Origin of the sequence: Ruegeria sp., assembly GCF_040830605.1 — a bacterium.
In the GTDB taxonomy this organism is placed as follows: domain Bacteria; phylum Pseudomonadota; class Alphaproteobacteria; order Rhodobacterales; family Rhodobacteraceae; genus Ruegeria.
Genome location: NZ_JBFOMD010000001.1, coordinates 441,960 through 459,774 on the forward strand (window position 1 = coordinate 441,960; position 17,815 = coordinate 459,774).

Here is a 17,815-nt window from a genome sequence, read left to right on the forward strand (position 1 = left end):
GCCGATTGCGAGTGCGGCGGGGTTCGGGACTTGCGTATTTTTTTGGCAAGAAGAAGCGGTCAGGCGATTTCGGCCAGACGGGCGAGCGCCTCGTTGATCCTGGCCTCTTCCTCTTCGCGGGCGGCGAGGTTGGCCTTGGTCTCTTCCACCACCTCCTCCGGGGCCGAGGCCACGAATTTGGGGTTGCCAAGGCGTCCGCGCAGGCCACCGAGTTCCTTGGCGAGCTTGCCTTTGGCCTTTTCCAGCCGTTCCTTTTCGGCGCCGATGTCGATGATGTCCGCGAGCGGCAGACCGAAGGAGGCGCCGGGGGCGGTGATCGAGATGGTGCCCTTGGGCAGTTCGTCCGCCTTGGTCAGGCTGTCGATCCGGGCCAGGCGCTTGATCAGCGCCTCGTTCCGATCCCAGGCCGCCTGACCATGATCGTCGATTTCCGTAACGATCATAGGGACATAGAGGCCGGCGGGCACGCGCATCTGGGCGCGGGCCGAGCGGGTGTTCTCGATCACCGAAATAACCCAGTTCATCTCACGGTCTGCGTCCGGATCGATCAGGTCGGCCGCCTTGTAGTCGGGCCAGTCGGCGTGAACGAGCATCTTTGCGCGCTCGGCGGTCAGGCCCCAAAGCTCTTCGGTGATGAAGGGCATGATCGGGTGCAACAGGATCATGCACTGGTCCATGACCCAGGCCATGGTGGCGCGGGTTTCTTCCTGTGCGGCGGTGTTCTCACCCTGCAGGAGAGGCTTGGAGAGCTCCACATACCAGTCGCAGACCTTGCCCCAGACAAAGGCGTAGAGCGCATTTGCGGCGTCGTTGAAGCGGTAGGTTTCGAGCGCCGCATCGACCTCTTCGCGGACGCGGGCGGTTTCGCCGATGATCCAGCGGTTCACCGCGAATTGTGCGTTTTGTACAGCGTCCAGCGCGCCGATTGTCTGACTTGTACCATCGTAAACGCCGTTCATCTCGGCAAAGCGCACCGCGTTCCAGAGCTTGGTGCCGAAGTTGCGGTAGCCGGTGATGCGCTCGCGGCTGAGTTTCAGCACGCCGCCAATGGCCGCCATTGAGGCGTTGGTAAAGCGCAGCGCGTCGGCGCCGAACTCGTCCACGATCTCGAGCGGGTCGATGACGTTGCCGGTGGTCTTGGACATCTTCTTGCCCTTCTCGTCGCGGACGAGCTGGTGCAGGTAGACGGTGTGGAACGGGATCTGATCCACCACGGCCAGTTGCATCATCATCATCCGGGCGACCCAGAAGAACAGGATGTCGAAACCGGTGATCAGGACATCGGTCGGGAAGTAGCGTTCGAGCTCGTCGGTCTGGTCCGGCCAGCCCAGCGTGCCGATGGGCCAGAGACCGGAGGAGAACCAGGTGTCGAGCACATCCGGATCGCGCCACACCGGATAGACCAGTTTGGTCGGGTCCTGTTCGACGGCATACTGGGCGAGGCTTTCGGCGAACTGGTGGATCGCTTCATGCTTGTCGGCAACTTCGATAACGGTTGCGTGACTCAGCGGGCTGGGGATGTTGGCGTTGTCGTCCAGAAACTTTTCGGTAACAGCGTCGAAGCTCGACGCGCATTCCATGACGTTGCCACGGTGTAGCATGCCACCTTCGTTCAGCAGACGGCCGAGTTCGACCAGATCGAGGTCGCCGTCGTTTTCGTCGTCCCTGAAGTCGTCCGCCGACAGATCGAGGCCATACCAGACCGGGATCTGATGGCCCCACCACAGCTGGCGCGAGATGCACCAGGGCTCGATGTTTTCCAGCCAGTGGTAATAGGTCTTCTCGCCCGACTCGGGGATGATCTTGACGGTGCCGTCCCGGACCGCGTCCAGCGCGGGGCCGACGACCTTTTCGGCGTCGACGAACCACTGGTCGGTCAGCATCGGCTCGATCACGACTTTCGAGCGGTCGCCGAAGGGCTGCATGATCGGTTTGGCTTCGACCAGCGGAACCGCTTTGTCGGCGCCCTCGTGTTCGGGTTTCAGCGCGGTCGTGCCCAGTCGCGCATCATCGGCGCGGGTCATCACGGCGAGACCTTCGGAGGTGATCTCTTCGACCACTTTCGCGCGCGCCTCGAACCGGTCGAGCCCGCGCAGGTGATCGGGGACCAGGTTGATCGCGTCGATTTCGCCCTCGGTGAATTCGCGCCCACGGGCGTATTCCTGCGCCTTGCCCGCCTCGTCGGCATAGGGCGCGCCGTCGGCCCGCATATGTCCACAGGTGTCCATCAGGCGGTAGCAGGGGATGTTGCCGCGCTTGGCCACGGCATAGTCGTTGAAGTCATGCGCGCCGGTGATCTTGACCGCGCCCGAGCCGAAATCCGGGTCCGGGTAGTCGTCGGTGATGATCGGGATCTGGCGGCGATGCTCTTTCGGGCCGACCGGGATTTCACAGAGTTTGCCGACGATTGGTGCATAACGTTCATCCGATGGATGAACCGCAACCGCGCCGTCGCCCAGCATGGTTTCGGGCCGGGTGGTGGCGATGGAGATATAGTCACGCTCTTCCTCGAGGGTGACGTTCCCGTCATCGTCCTTCTCGACATAGGTGTAGGTCGCGCCGCCCGCGAGCGGATACTTGAAGTGCCACATGTGGCCGGCGACTTCGACATTCTCGACCTCGAGATCCGAGATCGCGGTTTCGAAATGCGGGTCCCAGTTGACCAGCCGCTTGCCGCGATAGATCAGGCCCTTTTCGTACATGTCGACGAAGACCTTGATCACCGCGTCATGGAAGTTGGCCGAATTCTCGTGGCCTGTGCGCGGATCGCCCGCCGCGCCGGCCATGGTGAACGCGTTGCGCGACCAGTCGCAGGAGGAGCCCAGACGCTTGAGCTGCTCGATGATGGTGCCGCCGTATTCGCCTTTCCATTCCCAGACCTTTTCCAGGAATTTCTCGCGCCCCAACTCACGGCGACCGGGCTGTTGGGTGGTCGCCAGCATCTTTTCCACCTGCATCTGGGTGGCGATGCCTGCGTGGTCCTGGCCCGGCTGCCACAGCGTGTCGAAGCCGCGCATGCGGTGCCAGCGGATCATGATATCCTGCAGCGTGTTGTTGAAGGCATGGCCCACATGCAGGGCGCCCGTCACATTGGGCGGCGGGATCATAATGGTGAAAGCCTCGTCTCGCGATTTGTTCGCGCCCGCCTTGAAGCAACCGGCCTCTTCCCAGGCCTTGTAGAGGCGTGTCTCGGCCTCGGCTGCGTTGAAGGTTTTGTCCATCGCCATGGGGCTATTCCTGCGTGATCATATCCGTGGTCAGCGCCTGCAATAGCGAATGGGCGCGGGAAGGGAAAGGCTTTGTCCCTATTTCCCGGGTCAGCGTGGGTGGAGGGGGCGGGATTTGCGTATTTGGGGCAAGAAGAAGCGGGTAACCGCATGTTAACCCTGCCTGCTGCAAGCTGCACTCGCGGTACAGGCTGGCGAGCCGATGACCGCGCGAGGAGAAGCGGCCCGGCGGCCTTGGATCGGCTTCGGCTGTACCTTTGGGGCCGGGTGCGCCCTCCTACTTCTTCTTGCTGAAAATACGCAAGGTCCTGCGGTGGAAGCATGCCGCTCCGGCGGAGGGATCAGCCGGAGTTGGCCGCTTGCGCGAAGCGGTCGCGGAAATAGGCCTCAACGCGCTGATAGGCCGGCTCAAGGAAGTCCAGCGTCAGGAGTGAGTGGTCGCGTCCGGGGAATTCCACGGTGGTCAGGTGGCACCCGAAGGCGGTTTCGAGCGAGCGCATCAGGCATGCGGGGGCCATGCGGTCGCCTTGGTAGCGCATGGCTAGTCCCGGGCCCTTGCGTGCCATGCCCGAGCGGGCGGCAGTAATGTCGTCTGGGCTCATGTGCAGTGCGTCGCCGCCAAAAACCGGCAGCGCGGGCTGGCTGGCGACACCGCCTAGCACAGTGTCTTCGGCCATCAGGGTCAGGGCGAAGCTGCCGGTCAGGCACATGCCGATGACGCCGAGGCCGGGACCGCCTTCGCGCGATTGGATGTCGCGCACCAGGGCCCGCATCCAGTCGGCGATGGGGCTTTGGCGGCCTTTCCAGAACATCTGGAACTCGCGCCGGATGCAGAACAGTCTCAGCAGGTTGCGCTTGGGGGTCAGCTTGCCGAAGGTACCGAAGAGGTGGGGCAGGTAGACCCGGAACCCGGCGGCGTTCAGCCGTTCGGCAAGTGTCAGCGTTTCGGGGCCGATGCCGGGAAGTTCCTGGAGGATGAGAATGGGCGGGCCGTCGCCGCCCACATGCACGTCATGCGTGGTCTCGGCGCCGGTGGAAAGCGCCGCCGAGAAGGGGAATATGTGATCCGCCTGCCAGCTCATTGGCGGAGCGTAGGGGAATTGGCCGGGCAAATCTATGCGGCGCGGGTCTTTCCGCCGCGCTCTTTTTCAGGAGGAGGGTGGCATGGCCTGATACATTGACACCGTTTTGTTGGTGCCCTCGGTCAGGGCTTTGGCCTGATCCGTGCGGATCTTCTGATGCAGCTCCAGCGCCTTGGGGTCGAACAGGGTCTCGGGCGGGTCGATATGGATGAAATTGCTGCTGTGATCCACGCCGCGCGCCAGCATCGCGTAGTCGCGATCGGCGACCTGCTGGCGCGCGTTGGGATTGAGATAGCGGATCGCCATTCCGATGCGCCGGTCGTCCGACACATTGGGGCCAGAGCCGTGGATGGTCAGGCCGTGGTGCAGTGACATCTGCCCCGGCTGCAGTTCGATCCGGGTCTTGTCCTTGTCGGCGACCTCGACCGCGATCTCCTGCCCGCGCGAGAGCAGGTTGGTGTCCGAGAACGTGTCGTTGTGCGGCAGGATCGGGTTTTTGTGGCTGCCCGCCACCAGATCCATGCAGCCGCTGGCGGTTGTGGCCGGGGACAGCGCCAGCCAGGCCGTCACCTGATCCGAGGTTTCGCCCATGCCCCAATAGGTCAAGTCCTGATGCATGCTGACGATCTGGGTGGTGTGGGGCTCCTTGATGAAGAACTCCGCCGACCAGATCAGCAGGTCGGGGCCGAGGATGCCCTGAACCACGTCGAGGATGCGGGGATCGCGCGCCACCCGGGCCACCATCGGCATGACCACGTGGCTGTTGAGGCGTTTGTACATGCTGAGCGGCAGGGGCAGGTCGGCCTCGCGCCAATTGGCCTCGATCCGTTCGAGTTCGGCGCGCAGGTCCGCGGCCTCGGACGGGGGCAGGATCTGGAACGGGTAGAGAAACCCGTCTTCCCAGTATTGCGCGATCTGGGCGTCGGAGAGGTGGCCGTTTTCGAGGGGCAAGGGCGTGGGCATGGGAGGCTCCGTTTCGGGCGTTGGGGACAGTTTAGGCGGGGTTTGCACGGGCTCAGAACGGTTTGTCTTGCCGGTCAGGGTAAGTTTTGCTTAGCCTCGAACCCATGGCATCCCGCGTTCCCTCCCTGAACTGGCTGCGCGTGTTCGAAGCGGCGGCGCGTACCGAGAGCTTTGCCCGGGCGGCGGCGCAGCTCAACATGTCGGCGGCGGCGGTCAGCCAGCAGGTCAAGGCGCTGGAGACGCGGCTGGGCACGCCCTTGTTCCATCGTCACGCCCATTCGGTCACGCTGACCGAGGCAGGGCGGGCCTATCTGCCGAGCGTCCAGCAATCGCTGCTGATGCTGGAAACCGCCACCTCGGGCCTGTTTGGCGAAAGCCGCGAGCAGAGGCTTTATGTCCAGTCCATCCTGCTCTTTGCCCAGGGCGTGCTGGCGCCAGGGCTGGGCGGGTTTCGGCGCGACCATCCGGATGTCAATCTGGTGCTGAGCACCGGCAGCGACGCGGTGGATTTCGCCAACCGGTTTGCGGACCTGCAGATCGTCTTTGGCAATCCGGCGCAGTTTGGTGTCGAGAGCGATCTGCTCTTGTCCGAGGTGATCTATCCCGTGGCCCTGCCCGAACTGGCGGATCAGATCCACCGGCCCGAGGATCTGCTGCGGTTTGCCCTGATCGACGTGGCGGCGCATCGCGCCGGATGGCCGCACATGTTCGAGGTGCTGCGTCTGTCGCCCGGTGGCGCCCGGTTCATGGTCTCGGACAATACCATCATGGCCGCGTCGCTGGCCGCCGAGGAGCAGGGCGTGGCGCTGGCCCGGGCGCCTGCCAGCGACAGTCTAATGGCGCGCTTTGGTCTGGTGCCGTGCCTGCCCGACATCGCCGTGCCGGGGCGCGAATCCTACCATCTGGTCTATGACGACCGCGACCTGCTGCGCCCGCCCGCGCGCATGTTCCGGGACTGGTTGCTGGATTATCTGCCCCGATCCGGCGCGCCCTCTGGACATCGGGTTGCGGCAGGCTAGTCTCGCGCTCTGAACCAGTCAAAAGGGGCGCGGGATGGAGAAATTCGGGAAAAGCCAGCCGGTCAAACGGGTCGAGGATGTGCGTTTTCTGACCGGCCACGGGCGGTATCTGGACGACACCATGCCCGAGGGCGCGCTCTATGCGATGTTCTTTCGCAGCCCGGTGGCGCATGGGCAAATTACCGCGCTGGATCTCGACGCCGCGCGTGAGGCCGAGGGCGTGCATCTGGTAATGACGGTCGATGATCTGGCGGCGGCGGGCATCGACACGGTGATGAGCGCGACCGTGGTGCCCAACCGCGACGGCTCGAAAGGGGCTGCGCCCGCGCGCTACATGCTGGCCCGGGGCCGGGTGCGGTTCGTGGGTGAGCCGGTGGCCATGGTCGTGGCCGAAACCATCGAACAGGCGCGCGACGCCATCGAGCTGATCTGGATGGAGACCGACGATCTGCCTGCCAAGATGGACCTGGCGCCGGGCGGGGAGGTGATCCACCCGGAAGCGCCGGACAATCGCGCCTTTGACTGGGGCATGGGCGATGAGGCGGCGACCGATGCAGCGTTTCAGGCGGCGGCGCATAGTGTGTCGCTGAGCATTCATGACAACCGGGTCATCGTGAACTCGATCGAGCCGCGCGGCTGCCATGCCGAATGGCGCGACGGGCGGCTGCATTTCCATTACGGCGGGCAGGGCGTCTGGGGGATGAAGGCACAGCTGGTCGAGAAGCTGAAGCTGAACGCCGATGATCTGCGCGTGGTTACGCCGGATGTGGGTGGCGGGTTCGGCATGAAGGCGATGCCGTATCCTGAGTATTTCCCGGTGGCTCATGCGGCACGGGTGCTGGACCGCCCGGTGCACTGGATGTCCGAACGCACCGAGGCGATGCTGACCGACAATCATGGCCGCGACCTGACCTCGGTCGCCGAACTGGCCTTTGACACCGATCACCGGATCACCGCCTATCGGGTCAAGACGCTGTGCAACATGGGTGCCTATAACAGCCATTTCGCGCAGGCGATCCAGACGCAGCTGTTCAGCCGCGTGCTGATGGGGGTCTATGACGTGCAGGCCACCTGGCTGCAGGTCGAGGGGATCTATACCAACACCACGCAGGTCGACGCCTATCGCGGCGCCGGGCGGCCAGAGGCGATCTATGTGCTGGAGCGGATCATGGACCGCGCCGCGCGCGAGTTGGGGGTCGATCCATGGGAGCTGCGGCACAGGAACTTCGTTCGGCCCGAGGCCTTTCCTTACAAGACCGCCACTGGCGAGACCTATGATGTCGGCGATTTCGACAAGCTGCTGAGCCGGGCACAGGAGCAGACCGCAGGCTTTGCATCCCGCAAGGCGGCGGATGCCGCGCGAGGCCTGCTGCGGGGGCAGGGGATTTGTTACTATATCGAAAGCATTCTGGGCGATCCTTCGGAAGGCGCGAAGGTGGAGTTCCATGAGGAGGGCAGTGTGAGCCTTTATGTGGGCACCCAATCGAACGGGCAGGGCCATGAGACGGTCTATGCCCAGTTTCTGGCCGACCAGACCGGTATTCCGGCGGAGCGGATCACTGTGGTGCAGGGCGACAGCGACCGGATGGCACAGGGTGGCGGCACCGGCGGGTCGCGCTCGGTCACGACGCAGAACCACGCGACGCTGGCCACGGTGGACACCATTGTTGCCGCATTCACGCCCTATCTTGCCGATAAGATGGGGGTCGAGGAGAGCGATGTGCGCTTTGATCACGAAACCTTCCGCGCGCCGGGGTCGAACCTGACGCCTACGCTGCTTGAGGCGGCCGAGATGGCGCGGGCGGACGGGCGGTCGGAGCTTTTGCGGCATGAGGCGCGGGCCAGGCTGCCCGGGCGCAGCTATCCCAACGGCGCCCATGTTGCCGAGGTCGTGATCGATTCTTACACCGGTCAGGTCAGTGTCGACCGCTATACAGTCGTCGATGATTTTGGTAATCTGATCAACCCGATGCTGGCCGAGGGGCAGGTGCATGGCGGGGTGGCGCAGGGCATCGGTCAGGCGCTGTGCGAGCATGTGGTGCATGATGCGGATGGACAACTGCTCACGGCAACGTTGATGGACTACGCCTTGCCGCGCGCGGGCGACGTGCCCATGATTGGATTTACCTCGGTGCCGGTTCCATCCACGGCCAACCCGATGGGAATGAAGGGCTGTGGCGAGGCCGGAACGGTGGGCGCGCTGGCCGCCGTGGCAAATGCGGTTCAGGATGCGCTCTGGGAACGTGGGGTGCGGCAGGCGGATATGCCGTTCACACCCCTCAAGGTATGGGAACTGTTGAAGGATGAACCTGTCGCGGCTGAGTAGACGTATTCTCGGGTGGCTCGGACGGCCCTTGCGGTCCGAGCATTCCGCCGAGACGCAGCATCGCGAACCGCTGGTTCACGTGATCATCCTGGACGGCACCATGTCCACGCTTGAGCCGGGGTATGAGACCCATGCCGGGAAACTTTACCGTCTGCTCTGCGCGATGGGGCCGCGGGCGTCGATCTTCTACGAGGCCGGGGTGCAATGGCAGAGCTGGCGCACCACAACCGACGTGGTCATGGGCAAGGGTATCAACCGTCAGATCCGGCGCGCCTACGGTTATCTCGCTTCGCGCTACAAGCCGGGCGACAAGATCTTTTTCATGGGCTATTCCCGGGGCGCCTATGGCGTGCGCAGCTTGGCCGGGGTGATCGACATGGTGGGCCTGCTCAAGGCCGAGCATGCCACCGAGCGCAACATCCGGCAGGCCTATCGCCATTACGAATGCAATCCGCGCAGTGCCCATGCCGCCGAGTTCTCGCGCAGGTTCTGCCATGAGGACCTGCAGATCGAGATGATCGGGGTCTGGGATACGGTCAAGGCGCTGGGCATGCGCCTGCCGATCCTGTGGCGCTTTGCCGAGGCGCGGCATGCCTTCCACAACCACCAACTCGGCCCCAGCATCCAGCATGGCTATCACGCGCTGGCGCTGGATGAGACGCGCGAGGTGTTTCAGCCGGTCCTGTGGCAATGCTCGCCGGGGTTCAACGGCCATGTGGAACAGGTCTGGTTCCGGGGCACCCATGGCGATGTCGGCGGGCAACTGGCCGGGCACGAGGACGCGCGGCCGCTCTCCAACCTGTCGCTGGTCTGGATGCTGGAAAAGGCCGAGGCGCATGGCATGCCGCTGCCCGAGGACTGGCGCGAGAGCTTTCCAACCGATACCGAGGCGCCCTCGGTCGGCACCTGGCGCGGCTGGGGCAAGATCTTTTTGCTGCGCCGCCGCCGTACATTCGGGCGCGACCGCTCGGAACGGCTGCATGAAAGCGTGCGGCCCGAAACCATGCCCGCCCCGCTGGCCGAGGAATTCATGCGCAGCTCACGGGCCCAGTAGCGCCCCTGCCTGCTTCTTCTTGCTGAAAATACGCAAATCCGACCTGTCCGCCCGCGCTGGCGCCGGAGAGGATCGAACTACCTGATCACCCGCGCGGCAGGTTCAGAACGATGCAGGTGGTCGATCCGGTGGCATAGAGGCGGCCATCCTCGACGCCGCGAATCTCGCCATGGGCGATGCCGGTCGAGCGGCCCACATGATCGGCCTCGCCCACGCATTCCACCTCGTGATCCAGCGGAATGCCGCGGATGATGTTGATCTTGTATTCCAGTGTCGTGTAGGCCGCGCCGCGCGGCACGCGGGTCTGGACGGCGCAGGCCATGGCGCTGTCCAGCAGCGTGCCGTACCAGCCGCCATGCACCGAGCCCAGCGGGTTGCACACGTCGAATGTGGGGGTGCCGCGAAAGGCCACGCGGCCCTCTTCGACCGCGTGTAGCTGATAGCCCAGGGTCTTGCCGATGGGCGGGGCGGGCAGGCGGCCTTCGAGGATGCCCTGCATGAATTCCAGTCCGGACATGGTGCCCATATCCGCAGGCCCCAGCAACTCCTCGACCCCTTTGGCGTAATGCATCTGGCGCGCTCCCCTTGGTTCTGGGGAACGCTAGCAGCGGGGGACGTGCGGGCAAGTCTTACGCGACGTTCTGCAGTTCGACCTTCGGCACGACGCCCAGGGCATGGCAGACATCGCGGGTCAGTTCCGGGCGGTTCAGGGTGTAGAAATGCAGCTTGTCCACGCCGCCCTCGATCAGGTCCGAGCACAGCTCGGTGCAGATCGCGGTGGCCAGCAGATCCTCGCGGTCGTCGCGCACGGCTTTCTCGAAGGCACGCTCGACCCAGTCGGGGATATGCGCACCGCAGCGGCGGGCGAAGTTACGGGCGCCGTTCCAGTTCTCGATCGGCAGGATGCCCGGGGTGATCGGCTTGTCGATCCCGGCCTTTTCACAGGCATCGCGGAAGCGGAAGAAGGTCTCGGCGTCGAAAAAGAACTGGGTCAGCGCCTCATCCGCGCCCGCGTCCAGCTTGGCCTTGAGCCAGTTCACATCGGCCGCCGCGCAGGGGGCCTCGGGGTGGATGTCGGGATAGGCGCCGACGCGGATGGTGAACTTGCCGGTCTCGGACAGGGCCTCGATCAGTTCCACCGAATTGGCAAAGCCGCCGGGATGTGGCTGGAACCGGCCTTCGCCCTTGGGCGGGTCGCCGCGCAGGGCCACGATGTCGGTGACCCCCGCCTCGGCGAAACTGTCGGCGATGGCCAGTGTCTCGTCCTTGGAGGCGCGGACACAGGTCAGATGCGCGGCCACGTTCAGCCCCGAGGATTTGTGCAGCGTCGCCACCGCCTCGCGCGTCAGTTCGCGGGTGGTGCCGCCCGCGCCATAGGTGACCGAGACGAAACGCGGCCCGAGAGGTGCCAGCGTCTGCACCGTGTCCCACAGGCGGAACGAGGCCTCGAGTGACTGGGGCGGGAAGAATTCGAAGGAAATTTCGGGCGCAGTCATGGTTTCTCTCACTCTCACATTTCCACCCTTGTCGCATGTGCGGCATTGTGAGACAAACTCATATTCCTCAAGAACAACATGAGTCTCGCGATAGATGCATATCGAGTTCCGCCACCTGCGCACGATCAAGGCGATCCATGAATGCGGCGGGCTGGCCCGCGCGGCTGATCAGCTGAACATCACCCAGTCGGCTTTGAGCCATCAGATCAAGGGGTTGGAGGATCAGGCCGGGGTCGAGCTGTTCCTGCGCCGGTCCAAGCCGATGAAGCTGTCGGCGGCGGGGTTGCGCCTGCTGCGGCTGGCCGAGCAGATCCTGCCTCAGGTCGAGGCGATGCAGGCCGAGTTTTCCTCGCTGCGCGACGGGCGCACCGGGCGGATGCATATCGCCATCGAGTGCCATGCCTGTTTCGAGTGGCTGTTCCCGGTGCTGGAGGCGTTTCGCAAGTCCTGGCCGGACGTGGATGTGGACATCCGTCCGGGTCTGGCCTTTGACGCGCTGCCCGCGTTGCAGAAGGAAGAGGTGGATCTGGTCGTGTCCTCGGACCCCGAGGATCTGCCGGGTGTCGAGTTCGTGGAACTGTTTGACTATAATGCCGTTTTCGTCGCCGCCTCGTCGCATCCCTTGGCCGAAAAGCCGTATATCGAAGCCGAGGATTTTCGCGGCCAGACCCTGATAACCTATCCGGTCGAACGCACCCGGCTGGACGTGTTCAGCCAGTTGCTGATCCCCGCGCGGGTGGAACCGGCCTCGATCCGGCAGGTGGAGCTGACGGCGGTGATCCTGCTGCTGGTCGCCTCGAACCGGGGGATTTCGGTGCTGCCGGACTGGGTGGTGCGTGAGGTGAAGTATAACTCGGATTACGTGACCCGGCCGCTGACGCAGGATGGGATCACCCGGCGGCTTTATGCGGCGGTGCGCAGTGAGGATCTGGAAAAGCCGTTCGTGCAGGAGCTGGTGAAACTGGCCCGGGTCGAGGCCACCAGGCTGCAGGCGCAATAGGGGGCGCTGCCCCCGTCGCCTTTGGCGACCCCCCCGGGATATTTTCAAACAGAAGAAGGGTTCGGGGCTCTTTGTTCTTCTTGCGGTCGCAAAGCGGCGGAGGTGGTGAAAGCTGCCTCTTGGCAAGCGGTGCGCGCGGCAGTATACGCGCGGCTTGACCGGACAGGAGCTCCCCGATGATTGGCAGTGCAAATCTCAACATCATGATAAAGGCCGCGCGCAAGGCGGGCCGGTCTTTGGTGAAGGACTTTCGCGAGGTCGAGAACCTGCAGGTGTCGATGAAGGGGGCGGGCGATTTCGTGTCCAGGGCCGATATCGCCGCCGAGAAGATCCTGAAGGAAGAGCTGTTGGGCGCGCGTCCGACCTATGGCTGGCTGGCCGAGGAGGGTGGCGAGGCCGCGGGTGAGGACCCGACGCGGCGCTGGATCGTCGATCCGCTGGACGGGACCACCAACTTTCTGCACGGGCTGCCGCATTGGGCGATCTCGATTGCACTGGAGCACAAGGGCAAGATCGTGGCTGGCGTGATCTATGACGCGGCCAAGGACGAGATGTATTTTGCCGAGAAGGGCGAGGGCGCCTGGATGAACGAGACCCGCATTCGGGTGTCGGGGCGTCATCGAATGATCGAGTCGGTGTTTTCGACCGGTTTGCCCTTTGGCGGTCGTTCGGACCTTCCCGCGACGCTGCAGGATCTGGCGCGGCTGATGCCGGTCTGTGCCGGGGTGCGGCGCTGGGGCGCGGCGGCGCTGGACATGGCTTATGTGGCCGCTGGCCGTTACGAGGGGTTCTGGGAGCGTCATCTGAACGCCTGGGATCTGGCTGCGGGGATCATCATCGTGAAAGAGGCGGGCGGGCTGGTGCAGCCGCTCGATCCGGAGAGCGATATTCTGTCGAGCGGCGAGGTGATTTGTGCCAACGAGCCGATCTTCGACAATTTTGCCAAGGTGATCCGGGGCTGAGGCCCCTTTCCGCCGCGTGGCGGCGGAGCCTCCGGCGGGAGTATTTGGGAAAAGATGAAGGGCGCGGTGCGTCTATGCCTGGCGGTCCGAGGGGTGGTCGACGCCGTCGGTCCAGGGGATGTCTCCGTGGGTGCGCGGGTTGGCGCCTGCGATACAGCCCAGATTGACGCCGCATTCCAGCGGGTTGGCGCGGCGCTGGTGGTGGGTGTAGATGCCGCAGGTCTTGCAGAAATAGTGTTTCGCCGTGTGGGTGCCCCAGCTGTAGAGGCTGAGGTTGCCCTTACCTTTCAGCACCTTGAGCGAGGCGGCGATGGCGGTGACGGCGGCCACGCCCCGTCGGATGCAGAAGGAACAGTCGCAGCGGGCGGCTGAGGCGAGGCCTTGCGGGAACTCGGCCTCGATCTCGACCGCGCCGCAGTGGCAGTTGGCTTTCATCCGGTTCATTTGCGGGGGATCCTTGGGATGCGCGAAGGGGAGAGTTTGTATTTGTGCTCGGGGTGTGGTGGGTGGCCGTGGGTGCGATTCCAGTAGGTCGGGCCGCCGCGTTTCAGCCAGAGCGGGATGCAGAGGCCGAGGCCCACGAAGAAGCCACCCGCATGCGCCCAGTAGGCGACGCCGCCCTGATCGGGGTCGGAACTGACGCCGCCGAGGAATTGCATGCCGAGCCAGACCCCCAGCATGACGAAGGCGGGGATCGAGAATATGCGGAAATAGATGAGGAGAATCAGCAGGATATCGACGCGCGCCCTGGGGAAGAGCAGCAGGTAGCCGCCCATGACCCCGGCGATGGCGCCGGAGGCTCCGACCGTCGGGATGACCGATGCGGGGGAGGCCAGGACGTGGATCAGCCCGGCGCCGATGCCGCTGGCGAAGTAGAAGAGCAGGAAGGGGATATGCCCCATCTCGTCTTCGAGATTGTCGCCGAAGATCCACAGAAACAGCATGTTGCCCGCCAGATGCATCCAGCCGCCGTGTAGGAACATCGACGTGACGAGGGTCTCGAAACTGAAGCCGTCGGCGATACGGGCCGGGATGATCGCGTAGTCGAAGAAGAAGCGGTTGATCAGGCGGGCATTGTCCATCATCCCCACATAGCTGAGGAAGATCAGGATGTTGGCCGCCATCAGCAGGTAGATGACGTAAGGGGTTCGCCCCGAAGGGTTGTGATCGCGGATCGGTAGCATGGGGCGACGCTGGGCTTTTCACGGCCCAGCGTCAAGGTGGGTTATGCGGCCCCGCCCAGCAGGGCCGCGTTGCCGCCCGCTGCGGTGGTGTCGACGCAGACATGCCGTTCGCCCATCACCCGGGCGCGGTCGGGGTGGCCGGGGATCAGGGGCAGGATCGGGCCGGTGCGGCGGGACAGGTGCCGCTCGATCTCGCGCGCGGTGTCCTCGTCGCCCCACCACAGGACGCCCGAGATGCCGCCGATGTTTTCGAGCCGGTGCAGGTCAAGCTGGCCGGTGGCGCAGATCGTGGTGCCGCCCATGGTTTGGATGACCTCCGCCTGTTCCCGCACGGTCCCGGCACCCGGGCCGAGGCAGAGCAGCGGCGGGCGGGGCGTTTCGCTCAGCCGGTTCGACTCGCCGGTGGGGCCGGGCAGGGTTTCGGTGCGGGTTGCGGCCGGGGTGCCGGTGGGGGCGGGCAGGTCGGCCATGGTGCCGGTCCACGTGTCAGAGGCGGACTGCCGGTCGGGGGCGCAGAAGCGGGCCATGTAGTTCGGGCCGCCCGCCTTGGGGCCGGTGCCCGAGAGACCCTCGCCCCCGAACGGCTGGCTGCCGACGATGGCGCCGATCTGGTTGCGGTTGACGTAGATATTGCCCGCATGCACCGCCTCGGTGATGTGCTGCACCCGGTCGTCGATCCGCGTGTGCAGGCCGAAGGTCAGGCCGTAGCCGGTGGCGTTGATATCGGCGATCACCTTGTCGATCTCCTGCGCCTTGAAGCGGGCGACATGCAGGACGGGGCCGAAGATTTCGCGTTTCATCGCCGCGATGCCGGGGATTTCGATCAGGGTGGGGGCGATGAAGGTGCCATCGGGCGGGGTGGGCATCTCCTTGAGAACGCGACCCTCGGCGCGGGCTTTGGAGACATGCTCGGCGATGCCCTGATGGGCTGGTGCGTCGATGACCGGGCCGCAATCGGTCGAGATCGGCCATGGGTCGCCCACGCGCAGCGCGTCCATCGCGCCTTGCAGCATGGTCAGCACGTCCTCGGCGATATCCTCTTGCAGGTAAAGGCAACGCAGGGCCGAGCAGCGTTGTCCCGCCGACTGGAAGGCGCTTTCGATGATCGACTGCACGGCCTGTTCGGGCAGGGCGGTGGAATCGACGATCATCGCGTTCAGGCCGCCGGTTTCGGCGATCAGCGGGGTGCCGGGGGCCAGGTTTTCGGCCATGGCGGCGCGGATTTTCTGCGCGGTGGCGGTGGAGCCGGTGAAGGCCACGCCCGAGACGCGCGCGTCTGAGGTCATCGCGGCGCCGACCATCGGGCCGCCGGGCAACAGTTGCAGGGCGGTGCGAGGCACACCGGCCTCGTGCAGCAACTGCACGGCGCGGTGCGCGATCAGTGGCGTTTGCGGCGCCGGTTTCGCCAATACCGCGTTGCCGGTGGCCAGGGCCGCCGAGATCTGGCCGGTGAAGATGGCGAGCGGGAAGTTCCAGGGCGAGATGCAGGTGAAGATACCTGCGGGCGCGGCTTCGGGGATGTTGGCGGCGTAGTAGCGCAGGAAATCCACTGCCTCGCGCAGTTCGGCCACGGCATCGAGCAGGGATTTTCCGGCCTCGCGGGCCAGCAGGGCGAAAAGCTCGCCGAAATGCGTCTCGTAGAGGTCGGCGGCCTTGTTGAGGGCGGCGGCGCGGTCTGCGGCCGGTGCGGCCCACGGGGCAGCCGATGACAGCGCGGTTTCGACATCCGCGGCGCTGGCCGGGGCGACGGCGCCGGGAGTGTCCTGCGGGTTGGCTGGGTTGATGACGGGCTCGTCGCTGTCCGGGGCCTCGGGGGCGGCCAACAGCGGACGGGCGTACCAGTGATGCGCGCGGAAGGCGTCGCGGGCGGTGTCGATTTCCGCCAGCGTCGGGGCATGGGTCAGGTCGAAGCCGCGCGAGTTGGGGCGTTCGGGGGCGAAAAGCTCAGGCCCTTTCGGCAGCGGATTGGCCGGGTGCAGCACGGTTTCGAACGGATCGGCGGCGACCTCTTCGGGCGGTACATTCTCATCCACGATCTGGTTGACGAACGAGCTGTTGGCGCCGTTTTCCAGCAGGCGGCGCACCAGATAGGCCAGCAGGTCGCGATGGGCGCCGACCGGGGCATAGATGCGGCAGCGGGTGTTCTGCTGGTCCTTGACCAGCCCGTGCAGCGTTTCGCCCATGCCGTGCAGGCGTTGGAATTCGTAAGGCTGCCCGTCCTGCGCCATATGCAGGATGGCGCTGACCGTGTGGGCGTTGTGGGTGGCGAATTGCGGGTAGATGCGGTCGGTCAAACCCAAGAGCTTGCGGGCGTTGGCGATGTAGGAGATGTCGGTGGCCGCCTTTTGCGTGAAGACCGGGAAGCCATCGACGCCCGCGACCTGCGCGCGCTTGATCTCGGTATCCCAATAGGCACCCTTGACCAGCCGCACCATCAACCTGCGGTCGTGGCGCTCGGCCATCTCGTAGAGTGTATCGAGCACCAGACCTGCGCGCGGGCCGTAGGCCTGCACAACGATGCCGAACCCGTCCCAGCCCGCAAGCGCAGGTTCGGCCATCACCGCCTCGATCACCTGCAGCGACAGCGACAGGCGGTCGGCCTCTTCGGCGTCCACGTTCAAGCCCATGCCGGCGGCCTTGGCCAGCAGCGCCAGCGCACGCAGGCGGGGCATCAGCTCCTCCATCACGCGCGCCTCCTGCGCCACCTCGTAGCGGGGGTGCAGGGCCGAGAGCTTGACCGAGATGCCCGGATTGGCGCGGATGTCGTCATGGGTGCAGGCCTCGGCAATCGCGGCGATGGCGCGGGAATAGGCCAGGTGATAGCGGGCGGCATCAGCCTCGGTCCGGGCGGCCTCGCCCAGCATGTCGTAGGAATAGGTATAGCCCTTGTCCTCCATGCCCTTGGCGCGATCCATGGCCGAGCGGATGGTTTCGCCCAGCACGAACTGGCGCCCCATCTCTTTCATTGCGTGGCCGACGGCGGTGCGGATCACCGGCTCACCCAGCCGCTTGATGGCGCTGCGCAGGGCGCCGACGGGCGAGGATTGGTCGTCGTCCAGTACCTTGCCGGTCAGCATCAGCGCCCAGGTCGAGGCGTTGACCAGTGACGAGGAGGAGCGGCCCAGATGCTTGCCCCAGTCCGAGGGCGCGATCTTGTCCTCGATCAGCGCGTCAATGGTGTCGGCGTCGGGCACCCGCAAGAGCGCCTCGGCCAGGCACATCAGCGCCACGCCTTCATCGGTGGAAAGGCCGTATTCGGCAAGGAAGACCTCCATCAGCCCCGGCGCTGTGCTGGAGCGGATGTCGCGGACAAGCTGGGCGGCAGAGGCGCAGATGGCGGTGCGGTCCTGCGGGGACAGGGCGGCCTGCTCGGTCAGCGCGGTCAGGGTGGCCGACTGATCGGCATAGGTCTGGCTGTCGATCTTGGTGCGCAGGGCGTGGGTCATGTGGCCTCCGGTCGTTTTGCGTAGGATACTGCGAAATTTGCGGGACAATCGCCTGA

General features: G+C 65.1%; 13 protein-coding genes. 5 read left to right on the top strand and 8 right to left on the bottom strand.

Translation table 11 applies throughout. From position 1 onward, the window contains the following. Positions 1-59: 59 nt before the first annotated feature. From AB3N21_RS02060 to AB3N21_RS02070, 3 genes are all read right to left on the bottom strand, one after another. Positions 60-3,227, bottom strand: coding sequence for a valine--tRNA ligase (locus AB3N21_RS02060; protein ID WP_367933651.1), 3,168 nt, complete (start codon positions 3,225-3,227; stop codon positions 60-62). A 341-nt stretch (positions 3,228-3,568) separates the two neighbouring features. Continuing rightward, entirely contained in the window at positions 3,569-4,309 is a 741-nt protein-coding gene (locus AB3N21_RS02065; protein ID WP_367933652.1) for a dienelactone hydrolase family protein, read from the bottom strand. Between the two features lie 66 nt (positions 4,310-4,375). Next, the gene (locus tag AB3N21_RS02070; RefSeq protein ID WP_367933653.1) at positions 4,376-5,272 is read right to left on the bottom strand and encodes a phytanoyl-CoA dioxygenase family protein; all 897 of its coding nucleotides are present in this window, start codon (positions 5,270-5,272) and stop codon (positions 4,376-4,378) included. A 104-nt stretch (positions 5,273-5,376) separates the two neighbouring features. On the opposite strand from AB3N21_RS02070, the gene AB3N21_RS02075 reads away from it, so the two are divergent. Genes AB3N21_RS02075 through AB3N21_RS02085 form a run of 3 tightly spaced genes read left to right on the top strand, consistent with a single transcriptional unit; the run spans position 5,377 to position 9,671 of the window. Further along, entirely contained in the window at positions 5,377-6,291 is a 915-nt protein-coding gene (locus AB3N21_RS02075) for a LysR family transcriptional regulator (RefSeq protein WP_367933654.1), read from the top strand. A 34-nt stretch (positions 6,292-6,325) separates the two neighbouring features. Next, entirely contained in the window at positions 6,326-8,617 is a 2,292-nt protein-coding gene (locus AB3N21_RS02080; protein ID WP_367933655.1) for a xanthine dehydrogenase family protein molybdopterin-binding subunit, read from the top strand. After that, on the top strand, positions 8,595-9,671 hold the full coding sequence (locus AB3N21_RS02085) for a DUF2235 domain-containing protein (RefSeq protein WP_367933656.1): 1,077 nt from the start codon (positions 8,595-8,597) through the stop codon (positions 9,669-9,671). Before AB3N21_RS02080 ends, AB3N21_RS02085 begins: the two co-directional genes overlap by 23 nt. An 85-nt stretch (positions 9,672-9,756) precedes the next feature. Here the strand turns inward: AB3N21_RS02085 and AB3N21_RS02090 are convergent, their stop codons facing one another. Continuing rightward, positions 9,757-10,242: a PaaI family thioesterase gene (locus AB3N21_RS02090; protein ID WP_367933657.1), complete on the bottom strand. Its 486-nt coding sequence runs from the start codon at positions 10,240-10,242 to the stop codon at positions 9,757-9,759. 58 nt (positions 10,243-10,300) lie between these two features. Further along, positions 10,301-11,167, bottom strand: coding sequence for a methylenetetrahydrofolate reductase [NAD(P)H] (gene metF / locus AB3N21_RS02095; protein WP_367933658.1), 867 nt, complete (start codon positions 11,165-11,167; stop codon positions 10,301-10,303). A gap of 94 nt (positions 11,168-11,261) precedes the next feature. Between metF and AB3N21_RS02100 the strand changes: the two genes are divergently transcribed. Further along, positions 11,262-12,167, top strand: coding sequence for a LysR family transcriptional regulator (locus AB3N21_RS02100; RefSeq protein ID WP_367933659.1), 906 nt, complete (start codon positions 11,262-11,264; stop codon positions 12,165-12,167). Positions 12,168-12,343: 176 nt separating this feature from the next. Continuing rightward, positions 12,344-13,129: an inositol monophosphatase family protein gene (locus AB3N21_RS02105; protein WP_367933660.1), complete on the top strand. Its 786-nt coding sequence runs from the start codon at positions 12,344-12,346 to the stop codon at positions 13,127-13,129. A gap of 72 nt (positions 13,130-13,201) precedes the next feature. Here AB3N21_RS02105 and AB3N21_RS02110 read toward each other — a convergent pair whose 3' ends face one another. From AB3N21_RS02110 to putA, 3 genes are read right to left on the bottom strand one after another with little or no spacing between them, the layout of a single operon-like run. Next, positions 13,202-13,564: a GFA family protein gene (locus AB3N21_RS02110; protein ID WP_367933922.1), complete on the bottom strand. Its 363-nt coding sequence runs from the start codon at positions 13,562-13,564 to the stop codon at positions 13,202-13,204. Positions 13,565-13,569: 5 nt separating this feature from the next. Next, positions 13,570-14,313: a rhomboid family intramembrane serine protease gene (locus AB3N21_RS02115; protein ID WP_367933661.1), complete on the bottom strand. Its 744-nt coding sequence runs from the start codon at positions 14,311-14,313 to the stop codon at positions 13,570-13,572. A gap of 41 nt (positions 14,314-14,354) precedes the next feature. Next, positions 14,355-17,759 (bottom strand): bifunctional proline dehydrogenase/L-glutamate gamma-semialdehyde dehydrogenase PutA, encoded by a 3,405-nt coding sequence (gene putA / locus AB3N21_RS02120; protein WP_367933662.1) that lies wholly within the window; start codon positions 17,757-17,759, stop codon positions 14,355-14,357. Between the last annotated feature and the right edge of the window lie 56 nt (positions 17,760-17,815).